The sequence below is a fragment of the Maricaulis sp. B-26 genome, from assembly GCF_056857855.1.
Window position 1 is genome coordinate 76087 of record NZ_JBSXNX010000018.1, and the last position, 14393, is coordinate 90479.

Below are 14393 nucleotides of genomic sequence, written 5' to 3' on the forward strand. Positions count from 1 at the left end.
GGGATCGTCATGTCGACCAAGATGACGTCGAGTTATCGGCGGGTGTCGGACCATTTCGAACCGGACCTCGTCGAGGATCCGGCAGAACAGCGCAAGCGGCGCGGTCTCCTCGAGCAGATCGACTACACCATTTTTGCCGCCAATCAGGCGGTGGTGAAGAAGACGCTGCACAATGTCTCCATCGAGGATTTCCAGAATCTGGCCCTGTCCGCTTCCAAGGCGCGTATCGCCTGGGTCGAGGCCTCGAGGGCCGTGGCCCAGAGCCGCTCGCCGCTGTCCGAGGAAGAGGTCAAGCGTCTCAGCCATTTACGCAGCGCTTATGACGAGCTGTGCGAAGCCTATGAAGCCATGCGGCGCATGGTCGAACGCGGCTACCTCCAGCTCGCCCCCGTCGTGACCAAATAAGCGCCGGACCAGTTAGCACCGGACCAAATAGCGCCGGTCAGGCGCACGCCTCGCAGACATGTTCCAGGTGGCGCGTATCCGTGCCGCAGCATCCTCCGAGCACGCTCAGCGCAGGCAGGCGCTCGCGCAATGCCGCATAGAGCCGGCCCAGCTCGGACGGGTCCCCGTCGTCAAGCGTTTCCGCATTGTCCAGTTCGGTATGGCTGAGGCGCGAGGCATTGGCCCGCAGGCCGGTCAGACGCCCGATCCAGGGGGCGTCCGGGTCGAGCACGCGTTCGAAATGATCGGGGTGGGCGCAATTGATCATGTAGTAGAGCGGCGAGGCAGCGGTCGCGGCGTCGATCGTCTCGATCGCCTCGCCCAGCGACTGCCCGGAAGGCAGGCGGCCATCGGTCTCCGTGGTGAAAGCGATGACGCAGGGCAGGCCGGCTTCTGCCGCGGCGCGGGCGATACCGGTCGCCTCGCCGGAATGGGGCAGGGTCATGGCGGTGACCATGTCGGCGCCAGCGGCAGCGAAACTGGCGATCTGGGCAGAGTGATAGGCCTCGGCCTCCTCCGGCGAGAGCAGGGTTTCAGGGAAATAGCCATCGCCCCGCGGCCCCAGCTGGCCGCTGATCGGGAGCGGAATGTCCACGCCGGCATCGGCCCGGATCGCCTGCAGGAACATCACGCAGGCCTGGTTGACCCGGTCCAGAGCCGCGGCGTCATAGCCTAGTCTCGCACCCCAGTCGGCACTGGCGCGCCAGGTCGGCGTGCCGAGGATCAATCCGGTGCCGTGCTCCATTGCGATGGCGATATGGCGCTGCCAATGCTCGCCCAGCATGGCGCGGCCTTGATCCGTCTCGATCAGAGGGAAGGCGGCGAATTCGGGCAGGTCCACGCCCTTTTCGAAGCTCAGCCAGGTTTCCAGACTGCTGTCGGAGAGAAAAAGCGGGCCTCCCGGCCGGGGCAGGGCGGGGCGCGGAAATTCCGGCATTGATGATCCCCTTTCGCAGCCAGGCCGGACATGGCGGACTGCAGTTTCCGACCGGGCGATTGAACCGGTTGGCCGTATCCATGCACCTTATTCCCGAAACACGACTTTCGGTCCAGACACGGGAACGGGACGGTTCATGGCAGACAAACGCAAGCGAGTTCTGGGGGAATACCTGGTCCTGTGTGCCCAGAGCGGCGACCGGGAGGCCTTCGGGCGTCTGGCGCGCCTGTGGCAGCCCGACCTGCTGCGTCATGCCCGCCGGCTGAGCGATGATGCCGACCAGGCCAGCGATATCATGCAGGAAGCCTGGGTCGACATCGTGCGTGGTCTCGATCGTCTGAAAACGCCGGCAGCCTTCCCGGGCTGGGCCTGGCGCATCGTCTCGCGCAAGGCGGCCGCGCGCGTCCGTACAAGGCAGGTCGAACGGCGTCTCTCGGCAGGGCTCACGCTCGAAATGGCCGATGCGAATGTCGATGGCGTGGGCGATGCAGAGACGCAGACGGACCTGGCGAGCCTTCGCCGCGCCATGCTGGGACTGCCGGAGGCGCAGCGGATCACGCTCGCCCTGCATCACCAGGACGGCCTCACCGTTTCGGAAATTGCCGTCGCGCTCGACGTGCCGCAAGGCACGGTCAAGACGCGGCTCATGCATGCCCGGCGAAAGCTCGCCGAGCAGTTTGATCCCAATCAGAAAAGGAGTGGATCATGACCCGTAGTAGCGATGATATCGACCGCATGATCAGCGAAGCCCTCGATGCCGAGGACCGGGAACTCTTCGGCGAACTGGGCGAGGAGCCCGGCTATTTCGCCCAGGCGATGGGCCTGTTCAGGGGCAAGATGGCCTGGGTGATGTGGTTTGCCTATATCGTCAATATTCTCGGTGGGGCCCTGGCGATCTGGGCGGGCTGGAACATGTTCCAGACGAGCGATCCGGCCGCTGTCATGCGCTGGGGCGTGCTGACGCTGGTCGCCTTGAATATCGGCATCTTCATGAAAGGCTTCATGGGCGACCAGATGCAGAACAACCGCGTTCTTCGGGAGCTGAAACGGCTCGAGCTCCAGCTCGCGCGCGGGCAGGCCCGCGAAACGGTCTGATCCGGCGTGGGGGTGCGGGGCCGGAATGATGTTTCTCATCACGAGCGCGTGAGGGGGTTACATTTTCCGGCCTCGCTCCCCACATGGGGATCGGACGAGGCATTGGGGGCGTGCAAATGCCGCATGCGCGCAAGGCTTCGAAGGGATAGGATGTAGTTTATGGCCAATGCAGTTTCCATGACGCTCTCCCCGGAACAGGGGTTGTCGAGCTACCTTGCCGAGATCCGTCGTTTTCCCATGCTGGAAAAGGATGAGGAATTCATGCTCGGCAAGCGCTGGCAGGAGCATGAAGACACCCAGGCCGCCGAGAAGCTGGTCACCTCCCACCTGCGTCTCGTCGCCAAGATCGCCATGGGTTATCGCGGCTACGGCCTACCGATCGCGGAAGTGATCTCGGAAGGCAATGTCGGCCTGATGCAGGCGGTCAAGAAATTCGACCCGGACAAGGGTTTCCGCCTGGCCACCTATGCCATGTGGTGGATCCGCGCCTCGATCCAGGAATACATCCTGCGCTCCTGGTCGCTGGTGAAAATGGGTACGACGGCTGCGCAGAAAAAGCTCTTCTTCAACCTGCGCCGCATGAAAAGCCAGATGCAGGCCCTCGACGAGGGCGATCTCAAGCCCGACCAGGTCGAGGCCATCGCCACCAAGCTGGGCGTGACCACGGACGAGGTCGTGTCGATGAATGGCCGTCTCTCCGGTCCCGATGCCTCGCTGAACGCGCCGCTGCGCGGCACGGAAGGCGAGGGGCAATGGCAGGACTGGCTCGCGGACGAAGAGGCGGAAAGCCAGGAAGAGCATCTCGCCCAGACCGACGAGTTCGACACGCGCATGACGCTGCTCCAGTCCGCCATGGGCGAACTCAATGAGCGCGAACAGCACATCCTGCAGGAGCGCCGCCTGACCGAGGAACCGCAAACCCTCGAAGAGCTGGCCGAGCATTACGGCGTGAGCCGCGAGCGTATCCGCCAGATCGAGGTACGCGCTTTCGAAAAGCTCCAGAAGGCCATGAAGACCATGGCTGCCGATCAGGGCCTGATGCAATAGGCTTCACGCCGCGAGCTATGAAAAGCCCGTCCCGGCATTCGTCGGGGCGGGCTTTTGCTTTCAGCCGACCGCTCCGCGATAGAGCTGGAAAACCCAGATCACGTGCCCGGTGGAGTGAGTGAGTATCATGATCCAGAGATTGCGTCCGGTCAGGATGTAGGCGCTGCCCCAGATCAATCCCATGACGAAGGTGAGCAAAAGGCCGCCCGCACCCCAGCCGAAATGTGCCGCCGAGAAGAAGACCGCTTGTCCGATAATCGTCAGCAGGGTGCCGCCAGCGCCTTGTCCGAACACCATTCCCAGCCGGTCCATCAGGAAGCCGCGATAGATGATTTCTTCCGGTATCGATGCGGTGATGGGCAGAACCAGCGCCATCGTTACCGCCGCGGCCAGATTGCCCTGGATCGCAGCATGTCGCGACATGTCTGCCGCGGGGAGATCGAAATAGGGCGCGAGCAGTTGCGGGAGGTAGACTTGCGCTGCGAAGAAAACGGCGAGAATGCCGGCGACCCAGAGCGGAATCGTCCAGTATCGCCTGGGGCGCCTGAAGCCCAGATCCGCCCAGGATTTCCCCCGCATGAAGGTCAGGGCCACTGCCATGACGATTCCCGCTGCAATTCCGGTAAGCCCGCGGGCGCCCGGGCCAAGCGGAAAGACCCCGTTTTCGATCATCCAGCCTTCGAGAATATATCCGCCGATGGAGGCGATGATGACGAGGATGATATCGATCGCCGGGCCAGCGAAATGCGAGCCGCCCGTCCGTGACGGTGCCTCCGCCCCGGTGTGTAGATCAGCCATGAAACCCTGTCTCCAGTCTGCCGCGCGACGCCCTTTCGCCTTGCGGAGCACCCCCGAAGCGCATTAGTAATAACATCGTTATCGTAAATCAATAACGATGTTATTACTAATTGTGAAAACACGCGACAAACTCCTCGATGCCGCCTGCGAACTCTTTCAGGAAAAAGGATTTTCCGGGACGTCGATCGGTGCGATCGAGGCCCGCGCCGGCTTGGCGCCGAGAGCCGGGGCCTTCTACCGGTATTTCGAGAGCAAGATGGCGATCGTTCACGAGATTGCACGGGAGAGACTTACCGAAACTCCCGACGAATTCGACTTCGAGGAATTGCAGCTGCTGGGCGATACGCGCGCGGAGCTCGTCCGCATGGCGCTGGTATGGGAGAAAGCCGGCAAGCGTCAGAAGAGCTTTCTTCCGCTCTTCGAGGAGCTGAGGCGGACACAGGAAGGTCTCGCGATCGAGACGCAGCTCAATCGGGACATGCTGGTCGCCTTGGGCAAATGGGTCGCGTTCAAACCGGCGGGCCGGCACCTTGCAACGGAGCAGGTTCACGCTCTCGCCATGATGGTTTTCGGCGGCTGGCTTTTCTATCTCACCAAGCTGCAGCAGGGCGTGGTAATGCCTGAACTGGACAGCCGAATCCTTCTTGAAAGCTGGGCCAGCCACTGGGCGGGCATTCTGGACCAAACCCCGGCCGATAGTGGTAGCGGGGCTTCCTCAGGACACGATCCCGGCTAGCGCGGACCGGCCCAGTCGAGGCCGGCCAGATCGGCCGTTTCCCGCTTCCAGCTCGTCAGGTCATCGCGGTTGAAGCCGGCAAGACTGTCATGACCGCAGGCCCGGGCCAGCGACTGCATCAGCTCGACCGAGGCACCGAAAAAGCGCGCCAGGCGCTCGGCGCTCGTCTCGACGTCGAGGCGTTTGCGCAATTCCGGGTCCTGGGTCGCCACACCGGCCGGGCAGAGATTGGTGTGACACATGCGGGCGGCGACGCAGCCCACGGCCTGGATGGCGGAATTGGCGAGGGCGATGCCGTCCGCGCCGAGCGCCATGGCTTTCACGAAATCCGCCGGCGTGCGCAGTCCGCCGGTGACGATCAGCGTTACGTCGCGGCGCTTTCGCGCATCCAGATGGCGGCGGGCCCGCGCGAGGGCGGGGATGGTCGGCACCGAGATATTGTCCCGGAATAGAAGCGGCGCTGCGCCCGTTCCGCCGCCGCGGCCGTCGAGAATGATGTAGTCGGCCCCGGCTTCCAGCGCGAAATCGATATCCGCCTCGATATGATTGGCCGAGAGCTTGAACCCGATCGGGATGCCGCCTGAGAGCTCGCGGACGCGATCGGCGAACAGCCGGAAGTCGGCGGCGCTCTTCAGCGATTTGAAGACTGGTGGAGAGATTGCGTCTTCACCGGCTTCAAGTCCGCGGACCTCGGCGATCTTCTCGGTGACCTTCTTGCCGGGCAGGTGCCCGCCAATGCCGGTTTTGGCCGCCTGTCCGCCCTTGAAGTGAAAGGCCTGGACCTTTTCGAGGATGGCTTCGTCATAGCCGAACTGTGCCGAGGCGAGTTCGTAGAAATAACCGCTGTTTGCGGCCTGCTCCTCGGGCAGCATGCCGCCTTCGCCGGAGCAGATGCCCGTGCCCGCCTTCTCGGCCCCCTTGGCTAGGGCGACCTTGGCTTCCGGTGAGAGAGCGCCGAAACTCATGTCCGAGACGAAAAGCGGTATATCGAGCTCGAGCGGCTTCTTTGCATTCGGACCGATGACCAGTTTGGTGCCGACCTCGGCATCGGTCATCAGAGGGCGACGCGCCAGCTGGGCCGTGAGGATCTGGATGTCCTCCCATTTGGGCAACTGGTCCCGCGGTACGCCCATCGCCTCGACCGGGCCTTCATGCCCCATCTTTTCCAGCCCTTCACGGGCGAGCTGATGGATGAAGGCTACGGTGGGTTCCTCCGGAGTCGGTTCGGCCTCAGGCGCGCTGTCGTCATCCGTGTCGCGCGCGGTCTCGGGCAGTTCCTGACCCTTTTCGAGCGTCTTGTGCGTACCGTCGCAGAAAGGCTTGTTGCCCGTCCCCTTGCAGCGGCAGAGCCAGGCGTCCTGATCCTCGTCGACCTCGAATTCGTGTGGCGTGATCCCTGTTCCCTTGTGGGAGCCGTCGCAGAAAGGCTGGTTCTTCGACCGGCCGCAGACGCACCAATAGTAGGATTTTCCGGCTTTCAGCTCGACCTTGGCGGGGGCGTTCTCGGCGACGATGGGGCGCGACATGACGGGCTCCGTGTTGCTGGCGGGCGGTGAATGCCCTTGCCCCGTCAACCTAGAGCGTCTGTCTCCTGACTCAAACCGACGGCAATTCCGGCCTGCCCGAGATAATAGGTGATCCAGACGACCGGGCCGGCCCAGTCGAGCATGCCGGCGAACATGCGCGCGGCGAGGACGCTGTCCGAGATCACGAATAGAATGGCACCGATCATGGCCAGAAGCGGTGCGCGGCCCAGGATGGCCAGAACGGCCATGACCAGGATGATGCCGTTATAGATCGAGGCCGGGAGCTGCATATCGCCGAAATAGGGCTGCAGCCAGGACAGCATGACGATGCCGAAAGCGGCGATGGCCAGCGCGCCGACGCGGCTCCACCCGCCGCGGCCGCCCCGGCTCATGCGGATGCGCGCGAAGAGGCCGATATAGACGAGGTGGCCGAGGCCGAAGGCGCCGATGCCCGCTGCGATCTGGGTCGGCTGGAGCGCCAGGAAGATATCGCCCCAGGCGCCGAGGAAGAGCCCCAGTGCGAGGACAGGCGCACCGCGCCGCAGAGCGAAGGCGGCAAGCAGGTGTATGCCGGCGGACTTGATCGCCACGTCGAGCGGATAGGGCGCGCCGATTCCGAAATCGTCGAACAGATAGATCAGGCCGAAAACGGCCGACGCCGCCAGGATAATGGCTGCCACGCGGTCCTGCCCCGCGAGTTTCATGATGGTGTTCATGCCCGCTCCCCCTTGTCTGCCGCGCAGGCTAGACTGCCTCGCGAGCGGGCCAAAGCGGATTTGTGACACGGTGAGAGTGAGCGGGATCAGGTGGATAGACCGGAATGCCGGACTGATGGTGCTTGCGGGCGCCGTCTGGGTCTCTCTGACCGCGACGGGTTCCGGCCATGCCGACGACGCAGCGACGGACGTTTCCGTGGCGCGGGTCGAGACCATGCTGGAGACGCGGCCTCATGCCGTGGACGAGGCGTGGCGCCTGCTGACCTCGCGCGGCCTGCCCCTGATCGAGCCCAGTCCGGACGATCCGGACATGGCGCGGGTGACTTTCGCCTACAAGGCGCCTTACGATGCGGTCGGCGTGCGCCTGGACAGCGTTATCAACGCGCCGCGCGCGGCGCCGGTGGTGCGCGATTACGTGCGCGACTTCACCCTGCCCATGACGCGTGTCGCGGGCAGCGAGATCTGGGCGATCACGCTGGACGTTCCGCGCGACGTGCAGGCGGTCTATTCCTTCCTCGTCGATCGCGGCGAGGGCTGGCAGCGCCGCTCCGACAGTGCCAATCGCCGCAAGCTGCGCGGCAATGCGGCCGAGGCCATACTGCAACTCGACCGGGTCGGGGACCTGTCCGCGATCCGGCCCTGGCCAAGACGGCTGCAGCCGGAGCCCGACCGGATGAGTGTGATTAGTCCCGCGCTGGGACGCGATGTCTCGGTCGAGCTCTTCCGCTCGCCCGATGCCGGGCCCGGCGCGCCCGTGGTGATCCTCTGGGACAGCTTTCTCTGGGGCGTGCGGGCCCCGGCGGTCGAGATCGCCGGCAATCTCGCCAATGCCGGGCATATTCCGGCGGCGCACATCGTTCTGATCGACCAGCTCGACGCCGATAGCGCGCAAAGTGCCTATGCGGACCAGACCGCCTTCGTCGCAGACGACCTGCTGCCGGCGCTGGAGGCAGCCGGGATCGGAACGGACCGGGTCGTCCTGGGCGGTGCTTCGCGCCGGGGGCTGGCGGCCAGCCGCGTGGCGCTCGACCGGCCGGACCTGATCGACGGCGTCATCGCCCTGTCCGGCTCCTTCTACTGGTCGCCCGAGGGCGAGGCGCCGGAATGGCTGGCGCGCGAGATCGGGCCGGCGGCTCCGGACGCACCCGCGTTCTACCTGGCTGCGGGCTCGCTGGAATTCGTCGTGACCACCACCAATGGCGGGCATGTCATGCTCGATACCAATCGCCGTTTCGATGCGGCGCTGGAGGCGGCCGGGTATGATACCGCCTTCGCCGTCTATGGCGGGGGGCATGACATAGCCGGCTGGCGGCTCGCCCTGGCGGACGGTCTTGTCGCGCTGCTCGGGGACTAGCCGAAGGCAGGTTTTTCCTCCCCACGTGCGGGGAGGTGTCCCGCAGGGGCGGGGGCCGGCAAAGCCGGTCGGTGTCATACGGCCTGCGGCCGCCCCATCGACCGGCGGCTTGCCGCGGCCCACTTCCCCGCGAGCGGGGAAGAAAGCCGTGGAGTGGCCGCTATTTCGGCGGTTTGCCGGGGCCGCGCGGGCGCGGGCTGCTGTTTCCGATGCGGCCGGCCACGAAGTCCTCGTAATAGGGCAGCCAGCGCTCCGAGCGCGCGGCGATGTAGATCATCGGCCCGCCCGGATTGGAACGGAAGTTCGAGTCCGTCGCCACGACGTAGTAATTATCACCATCGCGCACCATGAAGGGCGACCCGCTGTCGCCGCGCGTGGTGTCGCAATTGTGCGCCATGGTGTTGTCGTTGAAGACCTCGACCATGGTGCAGCCGATATTGCCCGACAGGTGTGCGCCGGTATCCCAGCTGTATCCGGCCTGGAAGAGTTCGGTCCGGAGCGCCGCGCGATTGCCCGCGCTTTCGACCAGGCCGCGCACGCCGACATGGCCCAGCTCCGCCCCGAGCGGGCGGTCGATCCGCAGCATCGCCCAGTCGGTCCCGTCGATCTCGTCGGTCGAGGAGAAACGCTGCTCATCCCAGTCCGGGTCCATGAAATAGTCGATGACCCGCGCCTCGAGCGCGCCGCCCGGACGGTCGAAACCGGTTCGGAAGACGCCGCGGGCATCCGTGCGGCCATCCTCATTGATGCAATGCGAGGCGGTGATCAGCACGTCATCCGCGATCAGGGTCGCGGTGCAGGCGCCGCCCGCATCGAAATCGATCTGTCCGATCACGCTCCAGGGGAAGGCCGAAGTGTCCATGAAGACCCGGTCGTCGCGGCCGAAATAATGGTCGTTGATGCCCAGCGGGCGGTCGCGGCCGAAACAGTCGGCGCGATCGGTGCGGTCCTCGCAGGTGCCGTCGCCGATGCCCGGCTCGTTGCAGATTCCGTCGAAAGCCGTCTCGCAGCTGTCATTGCGGAAGCGAAGCTCGATGACGCTGCCGCAATCGGCCAGATCGGTCGCCTGGGTGCAGGCGCCGGTGCCGAAGCCCGGCTCGTCGCATTCGCCGTCATTGGCCCAGCGGCAGGAATTGTCCTCGACGCCCTGCACGATGCGCCAGCAATCGGAATAATCCGTGCCCTGCTCGCAGGCGCCGGTTCCGATGCCCGGATCGTCGCATTCGCCATCATTGGCCCACTGGCAGGTGTCCGTACCGGTATAGCCGGCCCCCGTACCCGTCGCGCCCGGCTTGGGCGGTTTGCTGCCGGCCTGGCGCAGCCAGTTGCCGATATCGCGGCTGGAGAGGCGCTCTTCCGGGCCGCCCGCGAGAACAGGTTCATCCTGCGCAGAGCTGCTGCCGACAATGACAAGGCCAGACGCCAGAATGGCCGCCGACGCTGCAATCCAGACTCGATTCATCACTTTTACGCTCCCACCCGGCAATTTCGGTCTTATCGGTCAATTTCACGGCAAAACCAAGCCGCTCCCCCCGATATCTAACGTTCAGCAAGATGACTGGGGCCTGAATGCCACATTCAAAACCGGCTCAGCGCCGATGTGGCTCAATGGCTGGCATGCGGGGTCAATGCCGAAAGGAAATTTGCCATGATGAGCCTTACCAAAACGATTGCGACCGCCGCCTTCGCCCTGACCGGCATGGCCGGCGTCTCCGGTGCGGCCAGTGCGGGCACCTGGTATCTCGACGCCGCGGCCTGTCCCGATCTGCGCGAAGACCGCCGGGACAGCCGCTATTTCCGCGGTCGTGCGGACCGGATCGAGGACCGCCGCGACCGGAGGGTGATCGATTGTCCGGCTTATGCCTGGAGCTATGTGCCCGACCGTCACGACAGCCGGTACAGCTATTACGACTCGCGCTTCCAGCCTGGCGCGCGTTTCGGGTCGCCGGGACTCGTCTACGCATCTCGGGACGGTGGCTATTTCATCCGGAATTTCCGCGGCGACATCCGCTGGATCAATGTCGTGATCGAGTATCCGCGCGGCCGCCCGGGCTATGGCCATCGCCGGCATCATCCGGGGCGCGGCCTCGGTCTCGGACGCCACCCGTATTGAGGCTCACACGGTAATCTCGCCCGACAGATAGAGCGGCGCGTGGCCGAAAAGCGCCACGCGTTCGCCTGCCGGCGCCACTTCCAGATAGCCCGGGCGCGGTCCGATCTGGCGCGCGGTGAGGCGCGGCTTGCCCAGCCGCCCGGACCAGTAAGGCGCCAGCGTGCAGTGGGCGGAGCCGGTTACCGGGTCCTCGTCGACGCCGGATGCCGGCGCGAAGAAGCGCGAGACGAAATCGGTTCGGTCGCCGGGCGCCGTCACGATGGTGTTGATGCCGATCTCGCGCATCCGGCCATGATCGGGCCGGGCCGCAAGAACTGCGGCCTCGTCCTCGACCACCCACATCTGATAGCGCGCGCCGTGAATGCGTTCGACGTCGTACACCGCGACGGCATCTCCGGCGAGGCCGAGCGCGCTCTGCACGTCCGGATCGATCCCGGTTTCGCGATAGCCGATGCGCGGCAGGTCCATGGCGAAGCCCGCCGTATCGCGTCCCACATCGAGGCGGCCGGAGCGGCTCTCGAAATGCGCCGTCTCGCCCCGCACCCGGCCCGTCTCGAACAGGACTGCGCCGGCTGCGAAGGTCGCGTGACCGCAAAGATCGACCTCGACCGAGGGCGTGAACCAGCGCAGCGACCAGACGTCGACCTCCTTGGCGGGAACGATGAAGGCGGTCTCCGACAGATTGTTCGAATTGGCGATGCCGAGCAGGACATCGTCGGACGGGAAGCTGTCGAGCAGGCACACGCCGGCCGGATTGCCCGTGAAGGCCTGACCGGGTTCGGCGAAGGAATGAACCTCGAAATAGGGCAGTGCGGTCATGGGCGGGACGCTCCTCTACCAGCGCTCGCTGTCGTGCGGTTCGAAAGTCAGTGAGATGTGCGGGTCGCGTGCGTCGAGAATGGCGACCGTGTCGAGCGTGACCGGGGCATCGCCGGCGATTTCCTCGAGTGCGGCCATCACGCGGGCATGCGCTTCCTCGCGCAGGGCGGTGACGGTCTGCGGCAAAGCGCGGCGCCATTGGCTGATCTCGCGCATCATGGCGTCGAAATCCTCCGGGCGGTCTTCCGGTTCGGCATCGAGCCAGGGGCCGGTTTCGCGATAGGCGGCCGCCAGGCGCTCGCCTTCCTCGTCTTCGTAGATATCGATCTCGACCAGCATGGACTGGTAGATGAGCGAGCTGACGACGAGATCGTCCGCCGGGTCGTGGCGCGGCTGCGACCAGCGCTCGAGCCAGTCATGCACGGCCTCGCTCGAAGCGGAGGCTGCCATGCCCCAACGGTTCCAGTCGCCGCGATTGAGCAAGTCGCCGGTCTCCGGATCGATCACGAAGACGGTCGGCGTCGAATAGATCGCAGTGACGCCGAAGCGCCGGGGAATGTCCTGGTTGCGGTCGCGCCAGCCGATATCGATGTGGCGTGTGACGTAGTGCGCGTCGAGCAGGGCCGCGACGTCTGCGTCCTCGAAATGATGGGCGAGGCCGCGGCTGTCATGGCACCAGTTCGCGCCGAGGACCAGCAGGAGGCGCTTGTTCTCGTTCCGCGCCAGCGCCATCGCCTCGTCGACGACCGGCATGGCGTCGAAATTGCGGTCATAGGGCCGCGGATGCGCATCGCCCTCGTGGTGATCGGTGGCGTGGGCCGGAACCATCAAGACGAGGAATGAGAGCAGGGCTACTGCGAAACGGTGCATGACAGGGACTTTCGGAAAAACCGGAACTGCGGGGCAGGTAAGCACGCGTTTCGCAGGTCCGCCAGTGACAGGACTGTGAGAATGCACAGCCCTGTCACCTGATTTCCGGACCATGCCGGGCCTAGCCGGCTGCGAGCGAGGCGAGGCGGGCATAGACGCCGTCATCATTCGCCGCGAGCTCTTCATGCGAGCCCTGCTCGACGATCCGGCCTTCATTGAAGACGAGGATGCGGTCGGCATTGCGAATGGTGGACAGGCGGTGCGCGATCAGGATCGTCGTCCGCCCCGCCATGACCGTTTCCATCGCTGCCTGCACGTCGCGCTCGGTCTCGTTGTCGAGGCTGGAGGTCGCCTCGTCGAGAATGAGGATGGGCGCATCGGCGAGGATGGCCCGCGCGATGGCGATGCGCTGGCGTTCGCCGCCGGACAGCTTCACCCCGCGCTCGCCGACCAGGGTGTCATAGCCCTTGGGCAGGCGCTCGATGAAGGCGTGCGCATGCGCGGCGCGCGCGGCAGCCTCGATCGATTGCGGCGTCGCGCCGGGAGCACCATAGGCGATATTCTCCGCGATCGAGCGGTGGAAGAGGGCCGGGTCCTGCGGCACCAGCGCGATATGGCTGCGCAGCGAAGCCTGGGACACGTCCCTCACATCCTGTCCGTCGATCAGTACGGCGCCCTCATTCACGTCGTAGAGGCGTTGCACGAGTTTCACGAAGGTCGACTTGCCGGCACCGGTCGGGCCGACGAGCGCCACCTTCTCGCCGGGCCGGATGGTCAGACTGAAATCGGTGTAGAGCGGCTCGATCTGGCCGGCATAGGTGAAGCCGACCCGGTCGAAGCGGATCTCGCCTTTCGCCGGCCGGAAGCCGGGCGCGCCGGGCACGTCCTCGATGCCGCGGGCCTGTTTCGCGAAGATCGCCAGGTCCTGGATTTCGTCCATGCCTTTCTGGACCTGCTGCACCTGCTCGCCGAAGCGGCGCATATAGCTGGCCACGATCATGTAGGCGGTCAGCGCCGCGACCACGTCGCCGGCGCTCGCGGCCCCGCGCGACCACTGCCAGACGAGCAGGCCGACAAGGCCCGCCTGCATGGACAGGTCGGTCATGATGTTGACCAGCCAGGAATTGACGAAGCGCAGCCAGGTCTTCTTGGCCTCGGTGCGCCAGCGCCAGGCGAGATCGTGAAAGCGGGCATCCTCGCGGGCCTCGGCGCCGAAGGTCTTCACCGTCGCGATACCGCCGACCGCATCGGCCAGCGCGCCGCCGATCTCGCTGTCGAGGGCATTGGAGCGGATATTCTGCGGCCGGATGTAATAGCGGCTCAGCATGATGGTGGAGATCACGAAGACGATCATGATCGCCAGCGCCACTCCGCCCACGAGCGGCCAGCGCCAGGCCATCAGCCCCGCCACGCCCAGCATCACGGCGATCGAGGGGCCGACGCCGAAAATGATGTTCATGGTCAGATTGTCATAGGCCCACATGCCGCGCGTGATCTTGCGCACGACCGATCCTGCGAAAGTGTTCGCATGCCAGTCCAGCGAGAAGCGCTGCACCTTGGCGAAGGCTTCCGTGGTCAGGTCCGCCATGTTCGCCGAGGAGAAGGGCACTTCGCAGCGCGAGGCCATCTGGCGGAAAGCGTAGTAGAGCACGGCCACGCCGAGATAGAGGCCGAAGGCCGGCCAGGGCGTTCCGGTTTCCGGGCCGGCGGCGAGCGCATCGATCAGCCCGCCCGCGGCGAGCGGGATCATCAGCTCGGTCAGGGTGGAGAGCACCATGAACCCGATCATGCCGCTCAGCAGCCAGGGCCGCCGGCGCCATTGGCGCGTCAGGTAGGCCAGCACTTCCAGATTGTCGAGCGTGCGCTGGTCGGGGGTCTCGTCGGTATTGAAGGTATCGGTCATCGCAGCAGCGGCGCCCCTCTTGTCCGGGGCTATCC

At 65.3% G+C, this 14393-nt stretch carries 16 protein-coding genes; 7 read left to right on the plus strand and 9 right to left on the minus strand.

What is annotated here, in order from left to right:
• The first annotated feature begins 9 nt into the window (after positions 1-9).
• The gene (locus tag AC13HB_RS05390) at positions 10-405 is read left to right on the plus strand and encodes a hypothetical protein (RefSeq protein WP_482948708.1); all 396 of its coding nucleotides are present in this window, start codon (positions 10-12) and stop codon (positions 403-405) included.
• Here AC13HB_RS05390 and AC13HB_RS05395 read toward each other — a convergent pair.
• Together AC13HB_RS05395 and AC13HB_RS05400 are read right to left on the minus strand one after the other, a co-directional pair.
• Positions 372-497, minus strand: a complete 126-nt coding sequence (locus tag AC13HB_RS05395) for a pentapeptide repeat-containing protein (RefSeq protein ID WP_482948709.1) — start codon at positions 495-497, stop codon at positions 372-374. The genes AC13HB_RS05390 and AC13HB_RS05395 overlap by 34 nt on opposite strands.
• Entirely contained in the window at positions 443-1381 is a 939-nt protein-coding gene (locus tag AC13HB_RS05400; RefSeq protein ID WP_482948710.1) for a homocysteine S-methyltransferase family protein, read from the minus strand. Before AC13HB_RS05400 ends, AC13HB_RS05395 begins: the two co-directional genes overlap by 55 nt.
• Before the next feature lie 136 nt (positions 1382-1517).
• Between AC13HB_RS05400 and AC13HB_RS05405 the strand changes: the two genes are divergently transcribed.
• The 3 genes from AC13HB_RS05405 to rpoH all read left to right on the plus strand — a co-directional run bounded on the left by AC13HB_RS05405 (position 1518) and on the right by rpoH (position 3523).
• Complete coding sequence (locus tag AC13HB_RS05405; RefSeq protein ID WP_482948711.1) at positions 1518-2090, plus strand: RNA polymerase sigma factor; 573 nt, start codon at positions 1518-1520, stop codon at positions 2088-2090.
• Positions 2087-2476 (plus strand): DUF6768 family protein, encoded by a 390-nt coding sequence (locus tag AC13HB_RS05410; protein ID WP_482948712.1) that lies wholly within the window; start codon positions 2087-2089, stop codon positions 2474-2476. The genes AC13HB_RS05405 and AC13HB_RS05410 overlap by 4 nt, the downstream gene beginning before the upstream one ends.
• Positions 2477-2635: 159 nt before the next feature.
• Complete coding sequence (gene rpoH / locus AC13HB_RS05415; protein ID WP_482948713.1) at positions 2636-3523, plus strand: RNA polymerase sigma factor RpoH; 888 nt, start codon at positions 2636-2638, stop codon at positions 3521-3523.
• Positions 3524-3583: 60 nt separating this feature from the next.
• Here the strand turns inward: rpoH and AC13HB_RS05420 are convergent, their stop codons facing one another.
• Positions 3584-4321, minus strand: coding sequence for a CPBP family intramembrane glutamic endopeptidase (locus tag AC13HB_RS05420; RefSeq protein ID WP_482948714.1), 738 nt, complete (start codon positions 4319-4321; stop codon positions 3584-3586).
• Between the two features lie 112 nt (positions 4322-4433).
• Here AC13HB_RS05420 and AC13HB_RS05425 point away from each other — a divergent pair, with 112 nt between their 5' ends.
• Complete coding sequence (locus AC13HB_RS05425) at positions 4434-5057, plus strand: TetR/AcrR family transcriptional regulator (RefSeq protein ID WP_482948715.1); 624 nt, start codon at positions 4434-4436, stop codon at positions 5055-5057.
• On the opposite strand, the gene AC13HB_RS05430 is transcribed toward AC13HB_RS05425, so the two are convergent.
• Positions 5054-6583, minus strand: coding sequence for a glutamate synthase-related protein (locus tag AC13HB_RS05430; protein ID WP_482948716.1), 1530 nt, complete (start codon positions 6581-6583; stop codon positions 5054-5056). The two genes, AC13HB_RS05425 and AC13HB_RS05430, sit on opposite strands and share 4 nt — an antisense overlap.
• Positions 6584-6627: 44 nt before the next feature.
• Complete coding sequence (locus AC13HB_RS05435; protein ID WP_482948717.1) at positions 6628-7299, minus strand: lysoplasmalogenase; 672 nt, start codon at positions 7297-7299, stop codon at positions 6628-6630.
• Between the two features lie 115 nt (positions 7300-7414).
• Between AC13HB_RS05435 and AC13HB_RS05440 the strand changes: the two genes are divergently transcribed.
• Positions 7415-8653: an alpha/beta hydrolase-fold protein gene (locus AC13HB_RS05440; protein ID WP_482948718.1), complete on the plus strand. Its 1239-nt coding sequence runs from the start codon at positions 7415-7417 to the stop codon at positions 8651-8653.
• 160 nt (positions 8654-8813) lie between these two features.
• Here AC13HB_RS05440 and AC13HB_RS05445 read toward each other — a convergent pair whose 3' ends face one another.
• Positions 8814-10115: a trypsin-like serine peptidase gene (locus tag AC13HB_RS05445; protein ID WP_482948719.1), complete on the minus strand. Its 1302-nt coding sequence runs from the start codon at positions 10113-10115 to the stop codon at positions 8814-8816.
• Positions 10116-10304: 189 nt separating this feature from the next.
• On the opposite strand from AC13HB_RS05445, the gene AC13HB_RS05450 reads away from it, so the two are divergent.
• Positions 10305-10766, plus strand: coding sequence for a hypothetical protein (locus tag AC13HB_RS05450; protein ID WP_482948720.1), 462 nt, complete (start codon positions 10305-10307; stop codon positions 10764-10766).
• A 3-nt stretch (positions 10767-10769) separates the two neighbouring features.
• On the opposite strand, the gene AC13HB_RS05455 is transcribed toward AC13HB_RS05450, so the two are convergent.
• The 3 genes from AC13HB_RS05455 to AC13HB_RS05465 form a co-directional block, all read right to left on the minus strand.
• Entirely contained in the window at positions 10770-11585 is an 816-nt protein-coding gene (locus AC13HB_RS05455) for a PhzF family phenazine biosynthesis protein (RefSeq protein ID WP_482948721.1), read from the minus strand.
• 15 nt (positions 11586-11600) lie between these two features.
• Positions 11601-12455 carry a thioredoxin family protein gene (locus AC13HB_RS05460; RefSeq protein WP_482948722.1) on the minus strand — a complete coding sequence of 285 codons (855 nt, stop codon included), beginning with the start codon at positions 12453-12455 and terminating at the stop codon, positions 11601-11603.
• 121 nt (positions 12456-12576) lie between these two features.
• Positions 12577-14358 carry an ABC transporter ATP-binding protein gene (locus AC13HB_RS05465; RefSeq protein WP_482948723.1) on the minus strand — a complete coding sequence of 594 codons (1782 nt, stop codon included), beginning with the start codon at positions 14356-14358 and terminating at the stop codon, positions 12577-12579.
• Between the last annotated feature and the right edge of the window lie 35 nt (positions 14359-14393).

Bases quoted from the DNA above. Each gene is read 5' to 3' on its own strand.
- AC13HB_RS05390 (WP_482948708.1), top strand. From the start codon at position 10: ATGTCGACCAAGATGACGTCGAGTTATCGGCGGGTGTCGGACCATTTC.
- AC13HB_RS05395 (WP_482948709.1), bottom strand. From the start codon at position 497: ATGCTGCGGCACGGATACGCGCCACCTGGAACATGTCTGCGAGGCGTG.
- AC13HB_RS05400 (WP_482948710.1), bottom strand. From the start codon at position 1,381: ATGCCGGAATTTCCGCGCCCCGCCCTGCCCCGGCCGGGAGGCCCGCTT.
- AC13HB_RS05405 (WP_482948711.1), top strand. From the start codon at position 1,518: ATGGCAGACAAACGCAAGCGAGTTCTGGGGGAATACCTGGTCCTGTGT.
- AC13HB_RS05410 (WP_482948712.1), top strand. From the start codon at position 2,087: ATGACCCGTAGTAGCGATGATATCGACCGCATGATCAGCGAAGCCCTC.
- rpoH (WP_482948713.1), top strand. From the start codon at position 2,636: ATGGCCAATGCAGTTTCCATGACGCTCTCCCCGGAACAGGGGTTGTCG.
- AC13HB_RS05420 (WP_482948714.1), bottom strand. From the start codon at position 4,321: ATGGCTGATCTACACACCGGGGCGGAGGCACCGTCACGGACGGGCGGC.
- AC13HB_RS05430 (WP_482948716.1), bottom strand. From the start codon at position 6,583: ATGTCGCGCCCCATCGTCGCCGAGAACGCCCCCGCCAAGGTCGAGCTG.
- AC13HB_RS05435 (WP_482948717.1), bottom strand. From the start codon at position 7,299: ATGAACACCATCATGAAACTCGCGGGGCAGGACCGCGTGGCAGCCATT.
- AC13HB_RS05440 (WP_482948718.1), top strand. From the start codon at position 7,415: ATGGTGCTTGCGGGCGCCGTCTGGGTCTCTCTGACCGCGACGGGTTCC.
- AC13HB_RS05445 (WP_482948719.1), bottom strand. From the start codon at position 10,115: ATGAATCGAGTCTGGATTGCAGCGTCGGCGGCCATTCTGGCGTCTGGC.
- AC13HB_RS05450 (WP_482948720.1), top strand. From the start codon at position 10,305: ATGAGCCTTACCAAAACGATTGCGACCGCCGCCTTCGCCCTGACCGGC.
- AC13HB_RS05455 (WP_482948721.1), bottom strand. From the start codon at position 11,585: ATGACCGCACTGCCCTATTTCGAGGTTCATTCCTTCGCCGAACCCGGT.
- AC13HB_RS05460 (WP_482948722.1), bottom strand. From the start codon at position 12,455: ATGCACCGTTTCGCAGTAGCCCTGCTCTCATTCCTCGTCTTGATGGTT.
- AC13HB_RS05465 (WP_482948723.1), bottom strand. From the start codon at position 14,358: ATGACCGATACCTTCAATACCGACGAGACCCCCGACCAGCGCACGCTC.